Annotated in this window: 22 protein-coding genes and 2 pseudogenes; 9 read left to right on the top strand and 15 right to left on the bottom strand. The window is 42.3% G+C overall.

Going from position 1 to position 24137, the window contains the following annotated elements; genetic code table 11:
* Positions 1 to 87: 87 nt before the first annotated feature.
* The 7 genes and pseudogenes from K4H96_RS00240 to ftsW form a co-directional block, all read right to left on the bottom strand.
* Positions 88 to 267: pseudogene (locus K4H96_RS00240) on the bottom strand (TetR-like C-terminal domain-containing protein); the annotation flags it as partial.
* Positions 256 to 825: pseudogene (locus K4H96_RS12290) on the bottom strand (lipopolysaccharide biosynthesis protein); the annotation flags it as partial. The pseudogenes K4H96_RS12290 and K4H96_RS00240, both read right to left, overlap by 12 nt.
* A 314-nt stretch (positions 826 to 1139) precedes the next feature.
* Positions 1140 to 2336 carry an elongation factor Tu gene (gene tuf / locus K4H96_RS00235; RefSeq protein WP_002895003.1) on the bottom strand — a complete coding sequence of 399 codons (1197 nt, stop codon included), beginning with the start codon at positions 2334 to 2336 and terminating at the stop codon, positions 1140 to 1142.
* Between the two features lie 122 nt (positions 2337 to 2458).
* Entirely contained in the window at positions 2459 to 3457 is a 999-nt protein-coding gene (locus tag K4H96_RS00230) for an anti sigma factor C-terminal domain-containing protein (protein ID WP_223337073.1), read from the bottom strand.
* Positions 3444 to 3914: an RNA polymerase sigma factor gene (locus K4H96_RS00225; RefSeq protein ID WP_002899982.1), complete on the bottom strand. Its 471-nt coding sequence runs from the start codon at positions 3912 to 3914 to the stop codon at positions 3444 to 3446. The genes K4H96_RS00230 and K4H96_RS00225 overlap by 14 nt, the downstream gene beginning before the upstream one ends.
* 121 nt (positions 3915 to 4035) lie before the next feature.
* Positions 4036 to 6882 (bottom strand): phosphoenolpyruvate carboxylase, encoded by a 2847-nt coding sequence (gene ppc, locus K4H96_RS00220; RefSeq protein WP_223337074.1) that lies wholly within the window; start codon positions 6880 to 6882, stop codon positions 4036 to 4038.
* Between the two features lie 46 nt (positions 6883 to 6928).
* The gene (gene ftsW, locus K4H96_RS00215; RefSeq protein WP_002903126.1) at positions 6929 to 8161 is read right to left on the bottom strand and encodes a cell division peptidoglycan polymerase FtsW; all 1233 of its coding nucleotides are present in this window, start codon (positions 8159 to 8161) and stop codon (positions 6929 to 6931) included.
* A gap of 154 nt (positions 8162 to 8315) precedes the next feature.
* Here ftsW and K4H96_RS00210 point away from each other — a divergent pair, with 154 nt between their 5' ends.
* The 6 genes from K4H96_RS00210 to lysS all read left to right on the top strand — a co-directional run bounded on the left by K4H96_RS00210 (position 8316) and on the right by lysS (position 13613).
* Positions 8316 to 8792 (top strand): glutathione peroxidase, encoded by a 477-nt coding sequence (locus K4H96_RS00210; protein WP_223337075.1) that lies wholly within the window; start codon positions 8316 to 8318, stop codon positions 8790 to 8792.
* 205 nt (positions 8793 to 8997) lie between these two features.
* Positions 8998 to 9855, top strand: a complete 858-nt coding sequence (locus K4H96_RS00205; RefSeq protein WP_002894996.1) for a glycoside hydrolase family 25 protein — start codon at positions 8998 to 9000, stop codon at positions 9853 to 9855.
* 142 nt (positions 9856 to 9997) lie between these two features.
* The gene (locus K4H96_RS00200; protein WP_032912863.1) at positions 9998 to 10846 is read left to right on the top strand and encodes a DUF368 domain-containing protein; all 849 of its coding nucleotides are present in this window, start codon (positions 9998 to 10000) and stop codon (positions 10844 to 10846) included.
* Positions 10839 to 11324: an aminoacyl-tRNA deacylase gene (locus K4H96_RS00195; protein WP_125331435.1), complete on the top strand. Its 486-nt coding sequence runs from the start codon at positions 10839 to 10841 to the stop codon at positions 11322 to 11324. Before K4H96_RS00200 ends, K4H96_RS00195 begins: the two co-directional genes overlap by 8 nt.
* Positions 11325 to 11386: 62 nt before the next feature.
* Positions 11387 to 12022, top strand: coding sequence for a histidine phosphatase family protein (locus K4H96_RS00190; RefSeq protein ID WP_223337076.1), 636 nt, complete (start codon positions 11387 to 11389; stop codon positions 12020 to 12022).
* A 100-nt stretch (positions 12023 to 12122) separates the two neighbouring features.
* Positions 12123 to 13613 (top strand): lysine--tRNA ligase, encoded by a 1491-nt coding sequence (gene lysS / locus K4H96_RS00185; protein ID WP_223314172.1) that lies wholly within the window; start codon positions 12123 to 12125, stop codon positions 13611 to 13613.
* 97 nt (positions 13614 to 13710) lie between these two features.
* On the opposite strand, the gene K4H96_RS00180 is transcribed toward lysS, so the two are convergent.
* From K4H96_RS00180 to K4H96_RS00170, 3 genes are read right to left on the bottom strand one after another with little or no spacing between them, the layout of a single operon-like run.
* Positions 13711 to 14979 carry an ABC transporter permease gene (locus tag K4H96_RS00180; RefSeq protein ID WP_125336810.1) on the bottom strand — a complete coding sequence of 423 codons (1269 nt, stop codon included), beginning with the start codon at positions 14977 to 14979 and terminating at the stop codon, positions 13711 to 13713.
* Positions 14979 to 15677: an ABC transporter ATP-binding protein gene (locus K4H96_RS00175; RefSeq protein ID WP_125342328.1), complete on the bottom strand. Its 699-nt coding sequence runs from the start codon at positions 15675 to 15677 to the stop codon at positions 14979 to 14981. The genes K4H96_RS00180 and K4H96_RS00175 overlap by 1 nt, the downstream gene beginning before the upstream one ends.
* Positions 15661 to 16824: an efflux RND transporter periplasmic adaptor subunit gene (locus K4H96_RS00170; protein ID WP_002931019.1), complete on the bottom strand. Its 1164-nt coding sequence runs from the start codon at positions 16822 to 16824 to the stop codon at positions 15661 to 15663. The genes K4H96_RS00175 and K4H96_RS00170 overlap by 17 nt, the downstream gene beginning before the upstream one ends.
* Positions 16825 to 17033: 209 nt before the next feature.
* Between K4H96_RS00170 and gorA the strand changes: the two genes are divergently transcribed.
* The gene (gene gorA / locus K4H96_RS00165) at positions 17034 to 18383 is read left to right on the top strand and encodes a glutathione-disulfide reductase (protein ID WP_223337077.1); all 1350 of its coding nucleotides are present in this window, start codon (positions 17034 to 17036) and stop codon (positions 18381 to 18383) included.
* Positions 18384 to 18735: 352 nt separating this feature from the next.
* On the opposite strand, the gene K4H96_RS00160 is transcribed toward gorA, so the two are convergent.
* The gene (locus K4H96_RS00160; protein ID WP_042762793.1) at positions 18736 to 19467 is read right to left on the bottom strand and encodes a cyclase family protein; all 732 of its coding nucleotides are present in this window, start codon (positions 19465 to 19467) and stop codon (positions 18736 to 18738) included.
* Positions 19468 to 19938: 471 nt separating this feature from the next.
* On the opposite strand from K4H96_RS00160, the gene K4H96_RS00155 reads away from it, so the two are divergent.
* The gene (locus K4H96_RS00155; RefSeq protein WP_223337078.1) at positions 19939 to 20484 is read left to right on the top strand and encodes a biotin transporter BioY; all 546 of its coding nucleotides are present in this window, start codon (positions 19939 to 19941) and stop codon (positions 20482 to 20484) included.
* A 24-nt stretch (positions 20485 to 20508) separates the two neighbouring features.
* Here K4H96_RS00155 and K4H96_RS00150 read toward each other — a convergent pair whose 3' ends face one another.
* Entirely contained in the window at positions 20509 to 20721 is a 213-nt protein-coding gene (locus tag K4H96_RS00150) for a YdbC family protein (RefSeq protein ID WP_002897227.1), read from the bottom strand.
* A 90-nt stretch (positions 20722 to 20811) separates the two neighbouring features.
* Here K4H96_RS00150 and K4H96_RS00145 point away from each other — a divergent pair, with 90 nt between their 5' ends.
* On the top strand, positions 20812 to 21168 hold the full coding sequence (locus K4H96_RS00145; protein WP_223337079.1) for a hypothetical protein: 357 nt from the start codon (positions 20812 to 20814) through the stop codon (positions 21166 to 21168).
* 26 nt (positions 21169 to 21194) lie between these two features.
* Here the strand turns inward: K4H96_RS00145 and K4H96_RS00140 are convergent, their stop codons facing one another.
* The 3 genes from K4H96_RS00140 to K4H96_RS00130 all read right to left on the bottom strand — a co-directional run bounded on the left by K4H96_RS00140 (position 21195) and on the right by K4H96_RS00130 (position 24034).
* Complete coding sequence (locus K4H96_RS00140) at positions 21195 to 21518, bottom strand: CHY zinc finger protein (protein ID WP_002904946.1); 324 nt, start codon at positions 21516 to 21518, stop codon at positions 21195 to 21197.
* Between the two features lie 74 nt (positions 21519 to 21592).
* Positions 21593 to 22879, bottom strand: coding sequence for a peptidase U32 family protein (locus K4H96_RS00135; RefSeq protein ID WP_223337080.1), 1287 nt, complete (start codon positions 22877 to 22879; stop codon positions 21593 to 21595).
* A gap of 225 nt (positions 22880 to 23104) precedes the next feature.
* Positions 23105 to 24034, bottom strand: a complete 930-nt coding sequence (locus K4H96_RS00130; protein ID WP_223337081.1) for a peptidase U32 family protein — start codon at positions 24032 to 24034, stop codon at positions 23105 to 23107.
* Positions 24035 to 24137: the final 103 nt, after the last annotated feature.

Genomic DNA, 24137 nt, shown 5'->3' with positions numbered 1-24137 from the left:
TGTACAGAACCAAAAGAGGTTTTGTACACCCTGTATAATTTTTCAAAATATGAAAAGAGCTGGAACCCATTGGGTTCCAGCAACTTCTTACAGCATTTTCAAAAGAAATTCTGCTATTTGTTCAGGACTTTCTTTTTTTCCTCTAGCAATCCACATTTGGCAGACACCAAAGAAGGCATTGGCAAGAAAGACCCTCCTGTATTCTTTTTCAAAATGATTGTAAACACGTCTACTAAAACGGTCCTGCAGACTATCCGCCACCATCAATGATTTTGTAAGCAACAGGACTATCGCAAATATTAACATACAAATCCAGCTCCTATAGAATTGCACCTTTCCGGCTAAATCTGATCTATTTTTTTGCTGAAATAATCCTTGAAAAACATCTGAATACGCATCTATAGCCCGATAAACAACAAGCAATAAAATAATACTAGATTTGTAAACATCATACCCTTGCCATAGAGTATAGATAAACGATGTTAAAATCATCAAAAAGACCGTAAAAAGTCTCGTATTATGATAAGAACCAAATTGGTATCTTTCTTTTACATCCGTAGATTGCAGATTTCTAACTTGAAAATAACCTAGAACAAAGAACTGCTGACCAAGAGCATAAGCAATACTAAAAATATCAGAATCTCTTGAATCTAGAAATCTAGAAGCTAGTAGAAGCAAGACGACTGATATCAATGAAGATGAGACTGTCCCCAACATGTTCCATATATAGTTATTTTTCAGTCCTTCTTTTGAGATTATTTTTTCTATTTCTTTATTACCGTCATTATTTTTAGCATAAGGTGATGATCCTGATTTTGAGGGCATTTTTCTTCTCCAAATGTATTCTATTTCTTATTATACTATACTTTCAGTGAAAAGTGAAAATCCTTCTTGAAAGAATCTCTCTTTTAAATGATACTTTCTTCCCCAACCTAATTAAAAAGGACAAAACTTCTATCAAGCTTATATCTATACTTCTTCTCTTTCCGTTTCCTAAATCATCTTAAAGGTGGTTCTGCAAAATCAAGCTATCTATTCTGGAGATTACCGACTACCTTTTATTCTTCTGTATACTAAAAAACCCCGTTTTCACGGGGTTTAGTGTCTGACTATAATTGTTATTTGGGAACGGAATCGAATTAAGCTTCGATTTCTGTAACCATACCTGAACCAACGGTACGTCCACCTTCACGGATAGAGAAAGTAGTACCTTGTTCAACGGCGATTGGGTGGATCAACTCAACGTCGATTGTTACGTTATCACCAGGCATTACCATTTCAGTACCTGCTGGAAGTTCGATTGAACCTGTAACGTCAGTTGTACGGAAGTAGAACTGTGGACGGTAGTTGTTGAAGAATGGAGTGTGACGTCCGCCTTCTTCTTTAGTAAGGATATAAACTTCACCCTTGAATTTAGTGTGTGGGTTGATTGAACCTGGTTTAGCGATAACTTGTCCACGTTCGATTTCATCACGTTGGATACCACGGAGAAGCACACCTACGTTGTCCCCTGCAAGACCTTCGTCAAGCTGTTTACGGAACATTTCAACACCAGTAACAACTGCTTTTTGGATTTCTTCTTTGATACCAACGATTTCGATTTCGTCGTTGACTTTAACAATACCACGGTCGATACGTCCTGAAGCAACTGTACCACGACCAGTGATTGAGAATACATCTTCGACTGGAAGAAGCAATGGCTTGTCAGTATCGCGTTCTGGTTCTGGGATGTACTCATCAACAGTGTCCATCAATTCCATGATGATGTCTTCATATTTAGAGTCACCTTCAAGAGCTTTAAGAGCTGAACCTTGGATAACTGGAAGATCGTCACCTGGGAAGTCATATTCTGACAAGAGGTCACGGATTTCCATTTCAACCAATTCAAGCAATTCTTCATCGTCAACCAAGTCAACTTTGTTCATGAAGACGATCAAGTGCTTAACACCAACCTGACGTGAAAGCAAGATGTGCTCACGAGTTTGTGGCATTGGTCCGTCAGTTGAAGCTACTACAAGGATAGCTCCGTCCATTTGAGCGGCACCAGTGATCATGTTTTTAACGTAGTCCGCGTGTCCTGGAGCGTCGATGTGAGCGTAGTGACGCTTAGCAGTTTCATACTCAACGTGCGCAGTGTTGATAGTGATTCCGCGTTCGCGTTCTTCTGGAGCAGCATCGATAGACGCATAGTCTTTAGGTTGGTTAACTGCTGAAGGCAAGCGACGTGCCAATACAGTTGTGATAGCTGCTGTCAAAGTAGTTTTACCGTGGTCAACGTGTCCGATAGTACCAATGTTAACGTGTGGTTTACTACGATCGTATTTTTCTTTTGCCATTTGAGTAAAAGCCTCCAATAAAATATATTTTATAGATAGACAGTAGGCAATACAGTCTAACTTTCCTTACTATTTTATCAAATTTAAATGAAAATGCAAGTCTTTTAGCATTTTTTTGTGAATTATTCCTTGTCTAATTTATAGTAAGGTTGATTGGAAACGGAAGCACCAATACTCGAAGCAGCAATCCATTCTTTCCCTTCTAATTGGCTGAAATTCTCAGCTTTCCCAGTCAGAATAATACCAGAAAAGGTCAATTGATCCCGATTTTCTGCTTCACGAATATCTAGCTGACCAAATTTCTTGAGATAGGCCTCAACATCATTGTACATATTGTACTTGTTGACAGTTGGGAAAAGGTTTTTATCGGCCTTTTTCAAATAGTCTAGGAAAGTCTGTTGCTCTTGCTTAGCCTCTTCGCTCTCTTTTTTGCCGTCCGACGGATAGGGATTAAGCAGCGTACTATTAGCTCCGTAAGTCGTCTGAGGATCGGTGCGCAATGCCATACCATTTTCACCATCTTCTGACTGACTGCCAATCCAGTACCAGTTAATCTTGAGGTTGCTTGGTATCATCTGCTGGATTTCCTTATAAGTGTAAGGTTTATCAAAAGTCAGAGCTATTTCTACCAATTGATTCGGCATTTCTTTGACAGATACAAGTTCCTGAGGTGCTGGATCTGAAGACTTCGTCTGTTTGGCATTGACATTGTAAAAGACCGGATATTTCTGCCGAAGCTCTCGCGTATAGGTCCCTGAGGTAGAGGAATAAGTCGCCTCTGACGTCGGATTTTTATAAGAACCTGTTAGTGAATAGTTCCCCTCATAGGCTGGATAATCCACCATCACTCCATCAAGGTCTTTAAAACGATCAGAACGTAATGTTCCCGAAAGATAAGAGGTCGGATTGTAGTATAGACTGTCATAGTCAACATTAGGATAGGCGATTTCGGACATAACTTCATACTGTTTCTGCAAGTCTCGTCCGTTACCAGAGGCTAATTCTGCCAGCCCCTTTCCTAGAAGACCTAAGAGAACTAAAGATACAAAGGAACTAATGACGACTGTCTTCCAGAGTCTCTTTCTCCTACTTTTCTTTGCAATAATTTTAAATGTTTCCATTTCGATATCCTTTCTTTTCCAGCTCCTTTCGGAGTTTAGCACGACTGCGCATCAGCTGAATCTTGACCTTGCTCACTGAGTAAGACATAATTTGGGCAATCTCCTTGACCGTGAAATCTTGAAAATAATAGAGTTCTAAAAGCGTGGCTTCCTTAAGCGGCAGTGCTTCTATCATACTTCTTAGCAGCTCATAATCTTCATTTTCAAAGGGATTGACAAGATCTTTTCCAAAAAATTCTTTTCGCAAAATCTCCAAATAATGCTTATCTCTCCTATATCTGTCGATATAGCGCCGGATGGAAACTCGATACATCCAAGCTCGCATCTTTTCCGCCGGAATAATAACCTCTGTTTCCAACATCTTGACAAAAACGTCCTGAACTACATCTTCTGCTTCCACTTTAGAAGCCCCTGACTTCTGCAGATAGGAGACAATCTCGCGAGCAAAGCCTATCAAGATTGTTTCATATTCATCTAGTTTGATAAGCTCACCCCCTCCTTCACTAGTATAACGAATTAAGTAGCCCTTTGGTTACAAAAATAGAAAAAACCGGAACAATTCCGATTTTCTATTTGTATTAGCCAGAGTTTCGCAGACCAGTTGCAATACCGTTGATGGTGATGTGAATCAGCTTTTCTTGATCAGGTGTGAGCTGGCCATTTCGCTGACGCTTGATCAGTTCTAGCTGGATATAGTTCAAAACATTGAAGTAAGGCATACGATAGTGCAAGCTATCTCTCAGATAGGTGTTTTCTGCCAGAAGCTCATCGTGCCCTTCAATCTCTAGAATGACATCCTTAGTCAGCTGCCACTCATCCAAGATAATATTGAAAATATCTCGCACATTCTGATCTTCACAAAGCTGCGCATACTCAAAAGCGATATTCATATTTGACTTAGACAGAACCATGTCTACATTTGACAAGAGTGACTTGAAGAAAGGCCATCTCTTATACATAAATTGCAGAAAGGCTAAGTTATTTTCTGGGTCTTCATCAATGAATTCCTTGAAACTTGACCCAACACCATACCAACCTGGGAACATAACCCGACTTTGAGACCATGAGAAGACCCATGGAATAGCCCGGAGACCACCGATTTCAGTGATGGTTTTACGGGCCGCTGGACGAGAACCAATATTAAAGCTAGAAATAGCCTTGATTGGGCTGGATTCAAAGAAATAATCGTAAAAACGCTCGTCACCAAAGACCAAATCACGGTAAATCTGATAACTGCGATTAACTACTTGGTCCATAATTCGCTCATATTTATCAGACGTATGGCTATCGCTCTTCTTATGAGTTACCATGCGGTTAATGGCAGCAGACACTAGCATTTCCAAGTTATAGTAGGCTGCGTCTTTATTTCCATATTTATTACCAATGACTTCCCCTTGCTCAGTCAGACGGATCCGGTCATTGATACTGCGGAGTGGCTGAGAAGTAATAGCTTCATAGGTTGGGCCGCCACCACGTCCCACCGTACCTCCCCGGCCATGGAAGAAGGTGATTTTCACGCCAAACTTATCACCGATGGCTGTCAGCTGCTGCTGAGCCTTGTAGAGAGTCCAGCAAGAAGATAGGTAACCACCGTCCTTATTACTGTCTGAATAGCCCAGCATAATTTCCTGGTAATTATCCTTAGAGGCAATCCACTTCTGCGCAATTGGCAGAGACAGGTATTTCTCCATGGTATTGCAGGAATTGTCCAAATCCTCAATGGTTTCAAAGAGCGGAACAATCTGGACACGAGCCCCATTTTCATCAATCAGCCCTACTTCCTTAAGCATAATAGCCAACTCAAGTAGATCTGATACACTGGTCGAGTGAGAAATAATATTTTGCTTAATCACTTCCTCACCGATTGCATCTTTTAGCTGACGGGCTGTTTTGAAAATCTCCAATTCTTTTTGCAGGAGTTCAGATTTAGATTCGTGAGTAGCTGACAGGATACGAGGATCTTCTAGCAGCTGTTTGAGGAGAACCTGGCATTTTTCTTCTTCCGACAGACTACTATAATCTTGAACAATATTAGCTGAAGCCAAGAGCTCAGCCACACAGGCTTCATGAACACTGGAATCCTGCCGCATATCAATGCTGGCCAAGAAGAAACCAAAAACATCAACTGCTTGGAGAAGTTCAGTCAAGTCGCCACTTACCAAGGCTTCGCCATGATGTTCGATAAGAGAATCATAAATGACCTGCAAGTCTTTTTTAAATTCCTGAGCTGTTTTGTAAGAAGGTGTCTCCTCCTTCTTCAGCTCAGTCAAGGTCTCGCTGATACGAGACTGGATATAATTAGGTATAATTTCTCTTCCTTTATTGCTGACAGAAAGGTTGGCCTTCGCAGACAATGCTTCCTCAGCTCGGTCAGTCAATCGCTGATCGTCACTTGAAAAGTTGCCTTCTTTAAGGTAAAGCAAGGTCTGAATCAGCTTGGACTGGATATAGTGGAAAGCTCGGCGGTAAGGCTCATTTTCCCGATAAACAGACTTGTCTGTAGACAGAGCTGCCATTTCTGCTACTGCCTGACTGGTTTCTGAGAGATTGGTCGAGAGTGAGAAGGTGCGATAGAGTGTATAAACCTTGTCAATGTAATAGTTGAGGATGACTTCACTCTGGAGGGTGGCTGATAGTTTCAGGGTTTCTGCAGTTACAAAAGGATTGCCATCTCGGTCTCCGCCAATCCACATTCCCATGGTAATAGGCTTAGGATTATCCAGTTTGATGCCCCGCTCTTCTGCCAAGCGTCTGTATTCGACCATAAAGTTGGTGATTGCTTGTAGGAAAGAGCTGTTATAGTACTCCATGACATTGGTAATCTCATTGGTCACTTTCAGCTTTTTCTCACGGATCATATCTGTCTGCATCATAAGCTCAATATAGCGACGGAGATTTCCGAGCCACTTCTTCTCATTGACAAGGCCAGCCTTAACATCTCGATGCTGACGCAGCAAGCTATGGATATGATTGGTTAAGTCTAGAATGGTCTTGCGCTGAACTTGCGTCGGGTGAGCTGTCAGTACTGGAACAACATTCAAATTCTCCAGAATCTCCTGAGCATTTTCCCGCGTTGAAATCAAGTCAATAGTTGTTGACAGCTTTCCAAGATAATCCTGATTGATATTGTTTTGATGGTTGATTTCATAAGCTAGGTCCACGTCTTCTGAGATATTAATCAAAAGCGGCAAAATAGAGAAATAACGAGAAATATAAACCATTTCATCTGTCGTTAGTTCTTCTACAATCGCTTTTAACTCATGATATTTGGAGTTAACCGCCAGCTCCTCCATGAGGGAGATTTTTTCAAAGGTCTCAGGGCTGAGAAGATTCCGAGTAATATCGGCAAGCAAGTCTGTCAAAATGGCGACTTCTTCTCGAATCACTTCTTTATTGCTGTAGCTTTCTAATTTGTTAAATGACATAATCTGCACCTTTCATTTTTACAACAACTGTTCATACGAACTGCGTTTAAGCTTCCTCAGACTGGTCTTGCGCCTCCGCTTCCATCTGTTCATAGAGGGCATCACGGCGCTCGTTGGCATCAATATTAAGTACCAAGGCGATGGCTACTGACAAGACCAGAAGACTGTTCCCTCCTTGCGATAGGAAGGGGAAGGTTACTCCTGTAGAAGGAATGAGACCTGAGATTCCACCGATATTGATGAAGGTCTGCATGAGTATCATACCGCCGATTCCCAAAGCCATCATGGAGTTAAATGGATTCTTGGCCCGAATCCCGACCAAGATAATTCTCAGAATCAGGAAAAAGAGCAAGGCCAGAATCAAACTGGCACCAAAGAAACCAAACTCTTCTATCACGATAGAAAATACAAAGTCCGTATGAGCTTCCGGCAAATAGCCGCGCTTCTCAATAGAGTTCCCCAAGCCTAGACCAAACCAGCCGCCATTACTCATAGCATAGTAGGAATTAGCCAATTGGTGGCCTGAGCCAGACAGGTCCTTGAAAGGATTGAAGAAAGCGCTGAAACGCTTGGCCACATACCCAAAGACTGGAATCTTGGCCACGCGCTCAACCCCAATTATCCAAATGCTAGTTAAAACCAATCCCGAAACACTGACAATGGCTCCCAGCATCGTAGAAAACCATCGATAGCCAATACCGCTGACAGCTATCATTATTACGACGGTCAAAAATAGAATAGTCGCATTTCCAAGGTCTGGCATAATCGCTACAATCCCAATCAGAATAGCCACCATGGTCCGCCAGTCGTTAAAAGCTTTAGGAAACCAATGGTTGTGAGTCAGAGCTTGATAATCATAAACCTTTATCTCCTCCTGCCTCTTTGTAAAGCGAAAGGCTAGATACCAGACCAGAATAATCTTCAAATACTCAGCAGGCTGAATACTGAAAGCTCCAAGCTTGAGCCAACCATGGGCGCCGTTAATAGTCCCAGTTATAAAACGAGATAAAAGCAAGAGGATAATCTCAGCAAAGATAACTATAGTCAGGATGCCTCCTTTTTTCAGGAAACCCAAGCGGATTCTATATAGGAGCGCAATTATAAAGAGACTTATTACCCAAAAAATCCCCTGATTCAAGACCATGCCAAAACCATTTCCTCCGGCCTGAATCGAGGTAGGACTCGTCGTTGAATAGACCACAATCAATCCCAAAACAGATAAAATCAAATAAGGAATCAAGATAGAATAATTCAACAAGTGCTTCTTGTCAATTTTCATATTTCACCATTAAACTTCTAAAAATTCAATTCTCATTATACCACCTTTTGGATTGAAAAAAAAGCACTAGCGCAAAGACAGGGACAATCATGGCTTGCTTTGCCTTATTTATATAAAAATGTGATAAGATAGGAAGCAAACAAAGGAGGAGAACATGACAGACATTTATGATATCGAAATCCAAAAACAAGACGGAAGTCCGCAAAAAATGAGTGATTATAAAGGAAAGATTCTGCTGATTGTCAATACAGCGACCGGCTGCGGCTTCACTCCTCAGTATCAAGAACTGCAGGGACTCTATGAGCGCTATCAGAAAGATGGATTTGAAATCCTGGATTTCCCCTGCAATCAGTTTGGCCAGCAGGCCCCTGGAGACACTGCAGAAATCAACAGCTTTTGCAGCCTTAACTACGGAACGACCTTTCCTCGATTTGCTAAGATTGATGTCAACGGTCCTCATACTGCTCCACTCTTTGACTGGCTCAAAAAAGAAAAAAGCGGTCTTCTGGGCGAAAACATAAAGTGGAATTTCACAAAGTTTCTGGTCAGCCGAGACGGAACAGTCATCAAACGCTTCTCTCCACAAACCTCTCCCAAAAAGATAGAAGAGCTCATTCAAAAGCTATTATAAAAGGTAAGAAAAAGCAAAACGATTTAGCCAACGGCAACTCATCTTCCACAGGCTGCCTAAGCTCTTTAAAAAAATGCATTTTGAACTTTCAAAACGTCTTGTTTTTGCTTTATAATATTTCAATTATATTACATTTTATTCATTTTCCAGCAATTCTGGGGATATTTTTTGCTTTTTTATTTGTTTTAAGTTAAAATAAACCAGTATGAGGAAGAGGATTAAACCGCTTGCAATCCTAATTTTCTTTGCTTCTTTTATCGCTTTTATTTTGATAAGCAAGCAAATTACTGACTCTCAGGAAAAGCAAGCACAGGCAAAAATTTCACAAACTAAACAAACTCCAAGTTCCTCAAAAAAAGAGGAGACATCTGACGATTCGTCCTTGGATGAAGAGTTTATTTCCAGACCAATCATTGACATTTCTGGCTGGCAGCTGCCAAGTGAGATTAATTACGACTTACTCGCCCAGAATGTTTCGGGAGTAATTGTCCGTGTTCATAGTGGAGCGCAGGCAAAAAAAGAAAACGCAGCAACCCATCTGAATGGTCTGGACAAGTCTTATGAAAGACATATCAAAGAATTTCAAAAGCGCAATATCCCTGTCGCTGTCTATGCCTATGTGGCCGCCAATAGCAAAAAGGAAATGGAAAAAGAAGCTGAAAGTTTCTACAAGGCCTCTGCCAAGTACCATCCAACCTATTATTGGCTAGACGTCGAAGAAAAGACCATGTCTGACATGAATGCGGGAGTTGAGGCTTTCCGTGCCAAGCTAGAGTCACTTGGTGTTAAAAATATTGGTATCTATATTGGAACTTATTTTATGGAGGAGCATAGCATCTCTACCGATAAGTTCACAGCAATTTGGATTCCGACTTATGGTAATGACGACGGCTACTACAATGCCGCACCAAATACGGAGCAAGATTACGACTTGCATCAGTACACATCACAAGGTCAGCTGACTGGTTTCTCTCATTATCTTGATTTGAACCAGCTGTCAACCTTGAAAGACCAGACAGCTACTTATCAAAAGCTATTTACAGTTCCTAAAGAAAGCCAATAGCTCAGAACGACAGCTCAAATTTCAAAGACTGCTGTCGTTTTTTATTGTCAMAAAATAGGAAATTTCCAGCCGTTTCCTCTTAATAAAGCCTATATTTTATGATATAATGATTTGATAAATGAAATTAGAAAAGGAAAATACAATGATTTCTTGGTTGAATAGAATTTTCAAAGGAATGGTCATTGCACTTGGCTTTATTTTGCCAGGAGTTTCAGGCGGTGTTTTAGCAGCTATCTTAGGTATTTACGAGCGCCTGATTCATTTTTTAGCACACTTAAAGGAAAACTTCGTCGAAAATGTTCTCTATTTCATACCAGTTGGAATCGGAATGGTTTTAGGAATTGCCGCCTTCTCCTATCCTGTCAATCTGCTGCTGGACAACTACAAAGTGATTGTCCTTTGGGGATTTGCGGGAGCCATTATTGGAACTGTTCCTAGCCTTATTAAAGAGTCTGTCGCTAAAAGTGAGCGTGATCGGATTGATATTCTCGTTTTCTGGCTCAGCCTCATCCTTTCAGGAATCTTTCTTTATTCCCTAAATGGGTTGGTAGGCACCTTACCAGCCAACTTCCTCTCTTTCATCTTAGCAGGAGCTTTGATTGCACTGGGCATTTTAATTCCTGGACTCAGTCCGTCCAACCTTCTCCTGATTTTAGGCCTCTATGCCCCTATGCTGAACGGCTTTCGCAGACTGGATCTCTTGGGCACCTTTCTTCCTATCGGAATCGGAGGTGCCTTGGCTCTGATTCTCTTCTCTAAGCTGATGGATCATATTTTGAAAAACTACTACTCTCGTGTCTATCACTTTATCATTGGCATTGTCCTATCCAGTACACTTCTTATTGTAGTGCCTCAAGCAGGAAACAGTGAAAGCATTAGCTATCATGGAGTTTCTGTATTGACACTGGTCCTTGCAGCCTTTTTCTTCGGTCTGGGAACCTGGCTGGGACTTTGGATGTCACAATTAGAAGAGAGATATACTAATGGCTAAAAAAACAAAAATCAAAAAAACACTGGTCGAGCAAATTTTAAGCAAGGCTAAGATTGAACATCAAGGTCTGCAGCTAAATGCCTTAGCAGAACAGCCAGCCGATGGTTTGGATCGTTCGCAGATTTATAAAACCTTGGCCTTGACAGGAGACAAGACTGGTACACTGATTGGTATCCTGCCAATCACAGAGCATCTGTCCGAAAAGAAAATGGCCAAAATTTCTGGTAATAAAAAAGTCAGTATGATTCCTCAGAAAGACTTGGAAAAGACAACAGGCTATATTCACGGAGCCAATAATCCTGTCGGTATCCGGCAAAAGCATAACTTTCCAATCTATATCGACCAGTCAGCTCTAGAGCGAGATAGCATCATCGTGTCAGCTGGCGAAGTCGGCCGCAGTATCGAAATCAAGGCGCAAGATTTGGCGGATTTTGTTCAAGCTGACTTTGCAGATCTCAAGGAAAATCCTAGCTCATAATTCTTCAATACTGCACCTAATATTCTCAATAAACTCTAATAAGAAAGAAACAATCAACCACTATGAAATTATACTTTGTCCGACACGGAAGAACGGAATGGAATCGGGAAGGCCGCTTTCAGGGAGCCAGCGGCGATTCGCCACTGCTGCCAACCGCCGTTGAAGAACTGCATACCCTAGGAAAACATCTGGCTCAGACACAATTTGGCAAGATTTTCAGCAGCGACCTCCCTCGTGCCGTTCGCTCTGCTGAGATTATTCAAGAAGAAAGCCAGTTTCCGACTGAAATCGTATCAGTACCTGAACTGCGAGAATGGCAGTTGGGAAAACTGGAAGGCGCAAAAATCTCTACCATAGAAGCCATCTATCCGCACCAGATGACTGCCTTCCGCCACAACCTCTCTCAATTTAATCATACGTTTTTTGACGCTGAGTCGGTCTACCATACGACCCACCGGACCATTTCCTTTATCAAGACCTTAAAGGACAAGAACTACGAACAAGTGCTAATTGTTGGGCACGGAGCCAACTTAACCGCCAGCATTCGAACCATGCTGGGCTATGACACACCCCTCCTGCGCAAGAATGGCGGTCTGACCAATGCTAGTATCACCATTCTTGAAACAGAAGACTTTGAGAATTTTGAGCTGATCACTTGGAATAATAAGGATTATTTAGTTGAAAAAGCAGAAAATTAAGGCTGGATTTCTAGCTTTTTTTCTTACTTTATAGCCAAATATAGATGAATTTCCCTATCTTTTGTGATAAAATAGGTAGGAAAACTTTTGGAGGAAAAACATGACTACTGAACATATTGAGGAATTAAACGACCAGCAGATTATCCGTCGTGAAAAAATGGCTGCGCTGGCTGAGCAGGGAATTGACCCTTTTGGCAAACGCTTTGAGCGGACTGCTAACTCTGCTCAACTAAAAGAAAAATACAACGATAAAGATAAAGAAGAATTAAACGAACTCAATGAAACAGCTATTATCGCTGGCCGTCTCATGACCAAGCGCGGCAAAGGAAAGGTTGGCTTTGCTCACATCCAAGACCGTGAAGGCCAAATCCAGATTTATGTGCGTAAAGATGCTGTTGGTGAAGAAAATTATGAAATCTTCAAAAAGGCGGACTTAGGGGATTTCCTCGGTATCGAAGGTGAGATTATGCGGACGGATATGGGGGAGCTTTCTATCAAGGCAACCCACCTTACTCATTTGTCTAAGGCTCTGCGTCCCCTACCTGAAAAATTCCACGGCCTGACAGATGTCGAAACCATCTACCGCAAGCGTTATTTGGATTTAATTTCCAACCGCGAAAGCTTTGAGCGCTTTGTCACTCGTTCAAAAATCATCTCAGAAATCCGTCGTTACTTGGATGGACAAGGTTTCCTTGAAGTTGAAACTCCTGTTCTGCATAACGAAGCAGGCGGTGCTGCTGCTCGTCCATTTATCACCCACCATAATGCCCAAAATATTGACATGGTACTGCGGATTGCAACCGAGCTTCACCTTAAACGTCTTATCGTTGGCGGTATGGAGCGAGTTTATGAGATTGGCCGTATCTTCCGTAACGAAGGAATGGATGCTACTCACAATCCAGAGTTCACTTCCATAGAGGTTTACCAAGCCTATGCAGATTTCCAAGATATCATGGACTTGACTGAAGGCATTATCCAACATGCTGCTGTTTCTGTCAATGGAGATGGACCGGTCAACTACCAAGGAACTGAAATCAAGATCAACGAACCATTTAAACGCGTTCACATGGTAGATGCCATCAAGGAAATTACTAGTGTTGACTTCTGGCAAGATATGAGTTTTGAAGAAGCTGCTGCTTTGGCTAAAGAAAAGAAAGTTCCGCTTGAAAAGCACTTCACCGAAGTTGGCCATGTTATCAATGCTTTCTTTGAAGAATTTGTGGAAGAAACCTTGATTCAGCCAACCTTTGTCTACGGTCACCCTGTTGCAGTGTCACCCCTGGCTAAGAAAAATCCAGAAGACCCACGCTTCACGGACCGTTTCGAGCTCTTCATCATGACCAAAGAGTATGCCAACGCCTTCACAGAGTTGAACGATCCAATCGATCAATTATCTCGTTTTGAAGCACAGGCAAAAGCCAAAGAACTGGGCGATGACGAAGCAACTGGCATTGACTATGACTTTGTCGAAGCTCTGGAATACGGTATGCCACCAACTGGAGGCCTAGGAATCGGTATCGACCGTCTGGTTATGTTACTAACAGACGTGACTACCATTCGCGATGTCCTGCTCTTCCCAACGATGAAATAATCTGTATTTTATAGGATATTAAGAAAACAAATCCTGCTGAAATTCCAGCAGGATTTTTACATCACAAAAAAGTCTGGTTTCCCAGACTTTTGTTGTATTATTCATACCTCAGTGCTTCAATTGGATCTAGTTTAGAGGCCTTGTTGGCCGGCAGGATACCGAAGAGAACACCGATAGTCGCTGAGAAGAGAAGGCTAACGATGCTGACTGTGAGTGATACCGTCACTGGAGTTCCTTCCAGCATTTGACTCATGGCCGAGCCTAGTACAGACGCAAGTCCCGCAGCTAGAACCAGTCCAATCAACCCACCAATCAGTGTCAAAATCATAGACTCAATCAAAAATTGCATCAGTATGTTGCCACGTGTTGCTCCCAGAGCTTTTCGCAGACCGATTTCACGAGTCCGCTCAGTGACCGATACCAACATGATATTCATAACGCCGATACCACCAACAAAAAGTGAGATTCCGGCGATGGCACCGATAACTCCTGTCATGGCACCATAAATATTTTGCACTTCCTGATAGAGGGCACTATCGTCTGTCACTTGATATTCGCCCTGTTGGAGACCAGCAATTTCTGTTAATTTCTTGGCAACCTTAGGGCCAAGTTCTGGAACTAAGCTAGTATCATTCACTCGAAGAACAATCTCTGAAATTTCATCTACTCCAAAGTTAGCAGCTATAAGAGTGTTGGTCGTAATGGCATTACCACCATAGACCTGCATGGAGCCAGATGCAGCAGCAGTTTCAGGATCTCTATAAACCCCAATCACCCGATAGTTACTTGCACCCACTGTCACAATCTTATTGATTGCCTCTTCAGCGGAAGAAAAGAGGTTCGCAGCCAGATCTTCGTCCAGCAGCACAACACTTGCAAAGCCTTGATAATCTTGCTGCCTCAAAGCACGACCAGCAATGATTTTGTATTTTTTCACCTGAATATAGGTCATGTTTGCGCCGACAAAGTTGACGCGCTCAGCCTGCTTATTTTCGTAGCTAAAGGTTTCCATAGCAGAGTTGGTCACATAGTAGCCATCCACTCCCTTGATATGGGTCAATTCCTTAACCCATGCTTCCTGGGCCTTGGGGGGCTCCACCACTTCTTCGCTTTCATCTTCCACATTTACTGAATAGAGATCAGCTGTTTGTGTGTAGGAGCCGTCCTTGCTCTTTTTAGGAGAAAAAACGAGGCGCATGTTTTTCTGACTTTTGGTAAAACTCTCATTAACCCGCCGGGTAATAGAATCTCCTAAGGCCATGATAACCACAACCGAAGCCACTCCGATAATAATCCCAATCATGGTCAGGAAAGACCGCATCTTATGTCCAAGAATGGAGCTAATGGCAAATTTCCAGTTTTGCATTAGGCTAGTCCTCCTTCCTTAGCGCTATCAGATGAGATGACGCCGTCACGAATGACAATCTGCCGTTTGGCATAGGCAGCAATCTCAGGCTCGTGGGTTACCATGATAATGGTTTTCCCTTCTCGATTGAGCTCAGTTAAGAGCTCCATAATCTGCTCACCAGTCTTGGTATCCAAGGCCCCTGTTGGTTCGTCAGCCAGAATCAGAGAGGGATTATTGACCAAAGCACGCGCAATGGCTACCCGCTGCTTCTGTCCTCCGGAAAGCTCTGAAGGCAGGTGATGCATCCGCGTGTCCAGCTCCACCTTGGTCAGAAACTGCTCGGCCAAGGACTTACGTTTAGATAGACCGACACCTGCATAGATCAAGGGCAGTTCCACATTTTGCAAGGCATTGAGCTTAGACAAGAGAAAGAACTGCTGGAAGACAAAGCCGATTTGCTTATTTCGAACCTTGGCCAGCTTCTTATCACCTAGCTTAGCGACTTCTTCGCTTCCCAGATGGTATTCACCAGTGGTCGGACGATCCAGCATACCAATAATATTCATCAGTGTAGACTTACCAGATCCAGACGGTCCCATGATGGCAACAAACTCGCCCTCATCAACCTCCAGACTGATGTCTTTTAATACCTGCAGTTCCTGGTCTCCATTGCGATAGCTCTTATTAATATTTTTTAACTCAATTAGCTTCTTCATAAGATTTCACCTCTTGACCGTCTTTCAAGCTATCTGTCGGATTGATGATAACTTTACTATCCTTTGTCAAACCAGATGAGATTTCTTGATTTTCAGCATCAGCATTTCCGAGCGTCACTTCTGTCTTCTTGGCAACTCCTTTTTCCAGAACCCAAACATAGTTCTTGTCTCCGTCCATTACCACACTGCTTACTGGCACAATGAGTCCCTGAGTATTGTTTTTAACTTCAATATTGACAGAGAAGCCTTGCTTGAGCTCACCAATCTCACTGGTAATGTCAATTGTAAATGGATATTTGGAACCTGAAGCTGTTCCGCTGCCACCAGTTCCAGATGGTTGAGCTGCTGCCTGCTGGCCGTCTTTCGGATAGTTGGAAATGTAGCTGATTTTACCAGTCCATTTCTTATCAGGGTAAACTTTTGATGTAATGGTCACTTCTTGACCTACAGACAAGTTAGCCAAATTGTATTCGGATAATTCACCCTTAATCTGCAGATTCCCATTGCTGACGATATGAACCAAAGTTTGAGTGGCACCAGTTGTTGATTTTGAAACATCGCGGTTGACTTCTACGACCGTACCATCTGCTGTGCTGGTCACTGTCAAGGCATTGAGAGTAGCTTGTGCTTTATTCATATTATCCACTGCATCAGCTCGAGCATCGCGCAGGTCAGCTGCCTGAGACTCCACAGAACGCTGAGCCTGAGCTTCAGACGCCCCATCTGCTTCTTCATCGCCGGTTGTATTTACAGTCACACCATTGGTCTGCAAGTCATGCAATTGACGATCGGCTTTGCTAACCGCCCGAGCAGCTGCATCATAAGCTGCCTGAGCCTCTGCGCTTTTATAAGTTACCAACGCTTGACCGGCAGTCACCTGGTCACCGACATTGACCAGTACATTTTCCAAGTCACCCTTAGTGCTGTCATAGTAGATGTACTGCTCGTTGCTGGCTGTGACATTTCCTGTCAGCAAGACTGAAGAAGCCACTGAGCCTTCCTTGGCCTTTTGAACCAGCGGAGTCGTATCGACAGGCATCTCAGAAGGATTCCCTCCGTTTAGAAACATGAAGAGAATTGCTCCTGCAACAACTGCAATCGTAGCTCCAATAATGCTAAATAATTGCCATTTCTTTAACTTTTTCATCTTTTTTCCTCCTCTTGATGAAAACGATTTTCTTTTGTTATATTATATCACAAGGCTATCATAATTCTTCTAAAAAAATTTACAGTTTTTCACAAATGGTTGCTATTTTATCTCAGATAGTCACTCAGCTCAAATCCGTAGCAGATTTTTGCATTCACCTGCTAAAAAAGGTACAATTACCTCATATAATAGAAGGAGATTCTAACAAGATGAAAGAATTTGATATGATTGCTATTGGCGGTGGCAGCGGGGGAATTGCTACCATGAATCGGGCCGGCGAATATGGTGCCAAGGTTGCCGTTATTGAAGAAAAGAAACTAGGTGGCACCTGTGTCAATGTCGGCTGTGTCCCAAAGAAGATTATGTGGTACGGAGCCCAAATAGCTGAAGCTATCCAGCATTATGGACCAGACTACGGCTTTACCTCTGATAATCAGGCTTTTGATTTTGCTACCCTTCGGAAAAATCGCGAAGCTTATATTGACCGAGCACGTTCATCTTACGATGGTAGCTTCAAGCGCAATGGTGTTGAGCTGATCGAAGGCCGTGCCCGCTTTGTGGATGCAAACACTGTCCAAGTCAATGGAGAGCTGATCCGGGCCAAGCATATCGTTATCGCAACAGGTGCTCATGCTGCTATTCCCAATATCCCTGGCGCAGGCTACGGAGAAACTTCCGATGATGTCTTCGCTTGGGAAGAGTTACCCGAATCTGTTGCCATTGTCGGAGCAGGCTATATAGCTGTTGAACTAGCCGGAGTACTCCATGCTCTGGGAGTTAAAACAGATCTTTTTGTCCGTAAGGATCGACCACTGCGTAACTTTGACAGCTATCTGATTGACGGTCTGCTCCAAGAAATGGCGAACTCTGGACTCCAGCTTCATACCCATAAGATTCCGCAAAAGTTGGAAAAGCTGCCTGATGGCCAGCTCAAGCTCTACTTTGAAGATGGTAGCAGCCACACAGCCCAGCATGTTATCTGGGCAATTGGTCGTAAGCCAAACGTCCAAGACCTCAATCTGGAAGCAGCTGGCGTCACTCTCAATGAACGTGGCTTCATTGCTGTAGATGAGTATCAAAACACTGTTGTACCAGGTATCTATGCTCTCGGCGATGTAACAGGTGAAAAAGAATTAACTCCTGTTGCTATAAAAGCTGGGCGAACTCTGTCTGAGCGTCTTTTCAACGGCAAAATAGATGCTAAGATGGACTACTCAACTATTCCAACCGTCGTCTTCTCCCATCCTGCTATTGGGACAGTCGGCCTGACTGAGGTAGAGGCTGTTAAGACTTACGGAGCTGAAAATATCCACGTTTACACATCTAGCTTCACATCCATGTACTCTGCTGTCACCCAGCACCGTCAACAGGCCAAGTTCAAGCTCATCACTGCCGGTGAGGATGAAAAGGTCGTTGGCCTGCACGGCATTGGCTACGGAGTAGACGAGATGATTCAAGGTTTCGCTGTTGCTATCAAGATGGGCGCTATCAAGGCTGACTTTGATGCTACAGTTGCTATTCACCCAACTGGCTCCGAAGAATTCGTGACCATGCGATAAACATTCAAAATCAGAAGAGGTTTGGTATTCCAGCCTCTTTTTGATTTCTGCTACCATTTTATAATAAAGATGCTGACCGTTCCATAACCTAATCTTTCATTTTACAGACGAATCTTACATTTTTGTAAGATTGCGATTTAAGCTATTTCAGCTTCTTTTAACATTCCTTTCAAATATCAGTTTAATGGAAGAAATTCAGATTTTTTTCAGACAATAAACTTCAGCATCACTATTTTAAAAGGTAAATTGTCAAATATCTATCAAGAAATTCCAAAGATTATAAAAAGCGATCTATTTATTAGTTATTATATGAGACAAGGAGCCTGAAATGAAACCTCAGACTCCTTTTTCTTTATGGTAAAATAGCCACTGCCCTCACTGGTGAACCGCTGGCTTGATGCCAGTTGGGAAAGCTAATCGAGATGAGAGCACCCTTAGCCGGCAACTGATCCAGATTGGTCATAACTTCTAGCTGATAAATGTCCTGCTCCAAAAGATAGTATTCATTAAGCAATCCATGCTCCGCTGTAGGAATACCCGCATCTGTATCAAAAGTTTCGTGACCTACCGCCTTGACACCACGCTCATGGATGAGGAACTCTAGAGCATCTCGTCCCCACCCAGGAGTATGCTGAATCTCCTGGTCATCCAGATTGCGCATAGCAGATTGACTTGGCCAACGCTTGGACCAGTCTGAGCGAAAGGCAACAAATGTTCCCGGCTCAATCTGACCGTGCTCCGCTTCAAAATCCAAAATATCCTGCTTGCCTAGAATAAAGTCTGGATTCTCTGCTACTTCCTTAGACTTATCAATAACCACCAATGGCAGGAAAAGATCTTTTAGCTCAATCTCTTCCAACCAGCGACCACCCTCCACAAAATGAATCGGAGCATCAATATGAGTCCCGTACTGGCCAACTACAGAAAACTGCTGAACATGAAAACCGTCTTTCAAAGTGAAAATGTCCTTCTTCTCCAAGGCAGGTAGAGCTGGAAAATGCGGACTATCTTCCTTGATCTGATGGGACAAGTTGACCCATTTTTTCTCCTGTAGTTCCTGATAAATTTTTAATAAATCTGTCATAGCCTTCTCCAATCTAGTCAGTCTTGCTTTAGGAAGATGTTGATTACGCACCCACACCTCTAGCAAAAACTCTTATTTACTTTTGCATTATTATATCAATCAAAGTGTGCTGCTGCAATTCTTTATAGCACTTTTAGATAATCCTTTTTTATTGATAAGAATATAGTTTGAAGCTATAGCTAATTTTTCTAATGAAGCCTATTCAAACATTGAAAATTTTGATATGATAGTACAAAGCAATCCAGAAATGAGGAAAACTGATGAGTWAAACAAAAAAACTTCTTGCAGCCTTGGGCATCCTTTTCTTTAATATTTTTGGTCTTATCGCCTTCTTTGTCTTGCTTATCAGAAGCAAGAAACGAAAATAAAAATCTGTCTGTATAATTGTCTCGTCCGATTAAGAAGGACTTGACTTTTTTTTATTTAGCTTTTAAAATAGTTACCATAAAAACAAAAAGAGGTTTACTATTTATGAACAAGAACAAAGCATTTCTTCTTGCCCTCCCAGCTATCGGAGCTGCTTTTCTAGCTGTCCTATCCCAGTTAACTATTTCCATTGGTCCCGTTCCCATTACGTTGCAGACTTTTGCTGTCGGTTTGATTGCAACGATTTTCAAACCTCGCGAAGCGGTTTTGTCAGTCTTTATTTATCTGCTGCTGGGAGCTATTGGCCTACCGGTCTTTGCTGGAGGAAGCGGTGGTTTTCAGGCTCTCTTTGGCCCAAGCGCCGGATATCTCTGGTTCTACTTACTCTTTGCCCTTGTGACATCCAGTCTGAGCCACAAGGACAGTCCTTTCTATATGATTTTTATAGCCAATGTATTGGGTGACGCTCTCGTCTTTGTCGGTGGTATCTTAGGACTGCATTTCTTGGGGGGACTCGATTTCTCTAAGTCAGTCGCGGTTGGCCTAACTCCTTTTATCCTGCCTGACTTATTAAAAATGGTTGCCATCACCATTATCAGCATCCCTATTTTTAAGAGTCTGAAATTCCATTACTACTTTTCTGAGAAATAGAAAAAACTGATAGAGCTTTCTCTATCAGTTTTTAAATGCATCCACGAGAACTTGGAATTCTTCATTAGAAAGTGTAATTCCCTTGCCCATTTTGCTGTGGTCTGGGCTCCAAGTCCGAATATCATACTTAGCTGGTGCTCCATTAAAGCTAACGCGATTAAGCTCCTTGGTCCAGCCCTTGTCATTTTCAGATAGGACCAGAAGTTTTTCTTCGATTTCGAATGTAAATTCTGCCATATTTCACCTCTTGTTTTATTTTCCAACTAATAATTCGTAAAAGAATTTACAATTTAGGGAATTTTGTTATATAATATATTGTAACAAGTTATGGAGATTTTAGCTATGAAAAAATATCTCGAAATGATTTTACAAAGGGCCAACGAATTTATCATTGGCAAAAAGAATGAACAAGGACCAGAGGACAGCGGCCGCATCCTGCGTACCATCGAGCTAGCTCTGCGTAAACAATCTGGTGTCCACGTTATCTTTCTGGACAAAAGCTTCACTGGTGACATTGTCAAATACGATCGCGAGCGCCAACAGCTGATTATCAAAAATTTCAAGAAAAGCATGACCACTATTATCCGTGTGCAAGACATCAAGCGAATCAGTCTCGTACCCAATAATATCCGTGAAGCCCAAAAGAAGGACATTCGCATCACCAACCATCGTTTCAAAAGATAACTCTTCTATCCAGCTGGATGGAAGAGTTATTTGTTTGTCTGAAAATAAATTGATCGATGCTTCTTGCAGCCTGGATTAAAAGGATGAGTACAGATAGGACAAGCATCCTCACAGCCAAGATACTGTGAAATAGTCAGCTCTGTCCTGCAATGACCACAAAGAACTACTCGATCTTCTGAGCGACTCACAGGATAGGCCAGAAAAGCATGGTCTTCGTAGCGATTATGACAGAGAAAGCAAGGATAGTATTTCTGACAAGCAAAGCATTTAAGGGCTATGATATCTCTCTCACTGTGATAATGCTGGCAGCGAGTCTCCTCATCAAGAATATCTCCGTAAACCTGAATCATGCTATTCCCTCTCTGAAAATCTCTATTCATAAAAATGGCTTTTAGATTTTAAAAAGCCACCTATGAATATAAGATTAAGCTCGGACGGTCACGCTAGTGCCATCTTCCTTGTATAGATTAATCAAGCCTTCCTTTCGAGCCCGCACCATATCGCCAGCCTCTACAGGCTGCTCCAAGTGAATGGTCAGAAGCTCCATCGGATTAGGAGCCCGATCAATTTTGTTACCATCAGCATCTCGAAGGTCTGTGATAAAAGTTTCAAAATGACGGAAGCCTGGTCCATAAAACTCAACCTGATCCCCTTCATGAATAACATTACGCTGACGAATAGTCGCTGTCTGACTGTCTGCGTCATAAGCTACTACTTCAGCTACAAATTTGTATTCAGGAATCTTGCGTCGCGCTCCGAAAAGCTGCTCATTTTCAGTTGGAGTATGATAGTAGAATCCTGTAGCCAATTCACGTTGAGCAACCTTCCACATCTCATCGACCAAATCCTGCTTGATAGCTTCGAACTTTTCAGGACTTTCTAGATAAGCATTCACAGCTGCTTTATAGCAGTTGGTCACAGTAGAAACGTAATGAATAGACTTCATCCGCCCCTCAATCTTCAAGCTATCCACTCCGTTTTCAATCATGTCTGGTATGCGGTCAATCATGGACATATCAACTGCGGACATGGAAAATTCTTCTGGAACTTCCCCCTTCAAGCTCTTACGTTCTTGTCCAAAAGGCATATCGTAGAGGTCGTATTTCCAACGGCAGGATTGCGAGCAGCCTCCACGATTGGCATCGCGCATACTCATGTGGTTGGACAGTGTACAGCGGCCTGAGTAGGAGATACACATGGCTCCATGAACAAAGGCTTCAATTTCAACGTCAGTCCGTCGGCGAATTTCAGCCAGCTCAGCCATAGAAACTTCGCGAGCTAGGACAACACGAGTCAGTCCTAGATTTTTCCAGAACTCCAGCGTTTCATAGTTGGTCGCACTGGCCTGAGTCGATAGGTGGATTTCCAGACCAGGAGCCTCCGATGCTGCAATAGCAATCAAAGCCGGATCTGAAACAATGACAGCCGCAATCCCGATGTCTCGCAAATGTCGGAACCACTCACCAGCTCCCTCTTCGTTACCCTCGTGCATGACCATATTGGCCGCGACATAGACCTTGGCACCATAACGAGCCGCAAACTGAACCCCTTCTTCCATCTGTTCAAAGGTAAAGTTCCCAGCCCGACTGCGCAAACCATAGGCCTGTCCGCCAATAAAAACAGCATCTGCTCCATATCGAACAGCTACTTTTAGCTTTTCCAAAGTACCAGCAGGTGATAACACCTCTGGTCGTTTTAACTTTCTTGCCATCATTTTCTCCTATTTGCAATATAAAAGTGTTGATGTCTAATCCTTATTATTTTATAGTAATTTACCCCTAAAAGCAAGGTTCTTTGAATTATTTTCACAATTCTAATTTTTAAATTATTCGAATTAATTCAAAAAAATAGTTTAAAATATCTTTTTTTAACCCTAATTTATAAATGTTTTTTATTCTCAAAAAAGAACTCCTAAAAAGAGTTCTCGTTTCTAATTTTATTTTACCATATCGGGGTCATAATCATAAAATCCGGTATCGAGAAAACGATTTTTCGGATGCAGTTTGTGAATCGCCTCATCCAGCACAAAGGCTTGGTCTGAGCTAAACTTGCCTGCTTCAATCAAATCTCTCGCCTCTACAAAAATCTTAGCAATCTCAACAAAGTTGTGACCAGGTGTGTAGAGACCTTCCAACTTCCAGTTGCAGAAGCCATGGTCAACCAACTCTATCAGCTTGGTCATCAAATCCAAGTCATTATTGGCAAAAATATGAGTACCATGATTGTCCTCAAAAATCGAGTAATGACTCTGCGGATCGCTTGGTTCTGCCAAAAAGAGGTCCCGTTCTCTCGTCTTCTCATCATCGATATGAGTAAAATTATAGTAATTCTGCAAAAGAGGACGCTTGGAGTGATGGATGACACTAGCCCCATAGACCAAGACTTCAGCAGGAATTTCCAGAATCTCAGGCATCTTAAAAAGCTCAGCAGAAGGAATCTCACGCGCCAAGACAGCTTCTGAAACACCAGCGTTCTTAGCCCAAAAGTTAATCTGTCGGCTGCTGGTAACCATGGTCGATGCGTCGTAAATGGTTTTTAATTTGTAGCCGTCGCGCTGCAGCACATAGAAAACACCAGCATCCCCAACGGTAATATAATCTGCTCTAATCTCCTGCAAGAAATCAAGGTAGGGCTTGATATTATCCATCATTTCCTGATGCATGAGCGCGTTCACTGCAACGGTCAACTCTTTTCCTGCTTGGTGAACTAAGTAAGAAATTCGAGTTAATTCGTCTAAACTAAAATTATGAGGCAAACGAAGGCCATAATTTTTCTCGCCGACATAAATTCGATCGACATTTGCCTCTAGAAGTTCCTCAACTTGTTCTATACTTTCAGCTGTTGCTGTAATAATTATCTTTTTCATAAAACCATTATAGCAAAAAAATATAAAGGAGTGGTTTTTCATTCGAATTTATTCGTTTTGTAATCCTTTTGTAATATTTAAAACTGCAAAAAAATGGTAGAAT

The organism is Streptococcus sanguinis (genome assembly GCF_020729765.1).
Classification (GTDB): Bacteria; Bacillota; Bacilli; order Lactobacillales; family Streptococcaceae; genus Streptococcus; species Streptococcus sanguinis_Q.
The sequence above is the reverse complement of the archived record's forward strand: the minus strand, read 5'-3'. Positions and strand labels throughout refer to the sequence as shown.

Bases quoted from the DNA above. Each gene is read 5' to 3' on its own strand.
- gorA (WP_223337077.1), top strand. From the start codon at position 17,034: ATGAAAGAATTTGATATGATTGCTATTGGCGGTGGCAGCGGGGGAATT.
- K4H96_RS00150 (WP_002897227.1), bottom strand. From the start codon at position 20,721: ATGGCAGAATTTACATTCGAAATCGAAGAAAAACTTCTGGTCCTATCT.
- K4H96_RS00180 (WP_125336810.1), bottom strand. From the start codon at position 14,979: ATGCAAAACTGGAAATTTGCCATTAGCTCCATTCTTGGACATAAGATG.
- K4H96_RS00140 (WP_002904946.1), bottom strand. From the start codon at position 21,518: ATGATTCAGGTTTACGGAGATATTCTTGATGAGGAGACTCGCTGCCAG.
- K4H96_RS00155 (WP_223337078.1), top strand. From the start codon at position 19,939: ATGAACAAGAACAAAGCATTTCTTCTTGCCCTCCCAGCTATCGGAGCT.
- K4H96_RS00190 (WP_223337076.1), top strand. From the start codon at position 11,387: ATGAAATTATACTTTGTCCGACACGGAAGAACGGAATGGAATCGGGAA.
- K4H96_RS00170 (WP_002931019.1), bottom strand. From the start codon at position 16,824: ATGAAAAAGTTAAAGAAATGGCAATTATTTAGCATTATTGGAGCTACG.
- K4H96_RS00200 (WP_032912863.1), top strand. From the start codon at position 9,998: ATGATTTCTTGGTTGAATAGAATTTTCAAAGGAATGGTCATTGCACTT.
- K4H96_RS00160 (WP_042762793.1), bottom strand. From the start codon at position 19,467: ATGACAGATTTATTAAAAATTTATCAGGAACTACAGGAGAAAAAATGG.
- K4H96_RS00145 (WP_223337079.1), top strand. From the start codon at position 20,812: ATGGAGATTTTAGCTATGAAAAAATATCTCGAAATGATTTTACAAAGG.
- K4H96_RS00135 (WP_223337080.1), bottom strand. From the start codon at position 22,879: ATGGCAAGAAAGTTAAAACGACCAGAGGTGTTATCACCTGCTGGTACT.
- K4H96_RS00210 (WP_223337075.1), top strand. From the start codon at position 8,316: ATGACAGACATTTATGATATCGAAATCCAAAAACAAGACGGAAGTCCG.
- ppc (WP_223337074.1), bottom strand. From the start codon at position 6,882: ATGTCATTTAACAAATTAGAAAGCTACAGCAATAAAGAAGTGATTCGA.
- tuf (WP_002895003.1), bottom strand. From the start codon at position 2,336: ATGGCAAAAGAAAAATACGATCGTAGTAAACCACACGTTAACATTGGT.
- K4H96_RS00230 (WP_223337073.1), bottom strand. From the start codon at position 3,457: ATGGAAACATTTAAAATTATTGCAAAGAAAAGTAGGAGAAAGAGACTC.
- ftsW (WP_002903126.1), bottom strand. From the start codon at position 8,161: ATGAAAATTGACAAGAAGCACTTGTTGAATTATTCTATCTTGATTCCT.
- K4H96_RS00175 (WP_125342328.1), bottom strand. From the start codon at position 15,677: ATGAAGAAGCTAATTGAGTTAAAAAATATTAATAAGAGCTATCGCAAT.
- K4H96_RS00130 (WP_223337081.1), bottom strand. From the start codon at position 24,034: ATGAAAAAGATAATTATTACAGCAACAGCTGAAAGTATAGAACAAGTT.
- K4H96_RS00195 (WP_125331435.1), top strand. From the start codon at position 10,839: ATGGCTAAAAAAACAAAAATCAAAAAAACACTGGTCGAGCAAATTTTA.
- lysS (WP_223314172.1), top strand. From the start codon at position 12,123: ATGACTACTGAACATATTGAGGAATTAAACGACCAGCAGATTATCCGT.
- K4H96_RS00205 (WP_002894996.1), top strand. From the start codon at position 8,998: ATGAGGAAGAGGATTAAACCGCTTGCAATCCTAATTTTCTTTGCTTCT.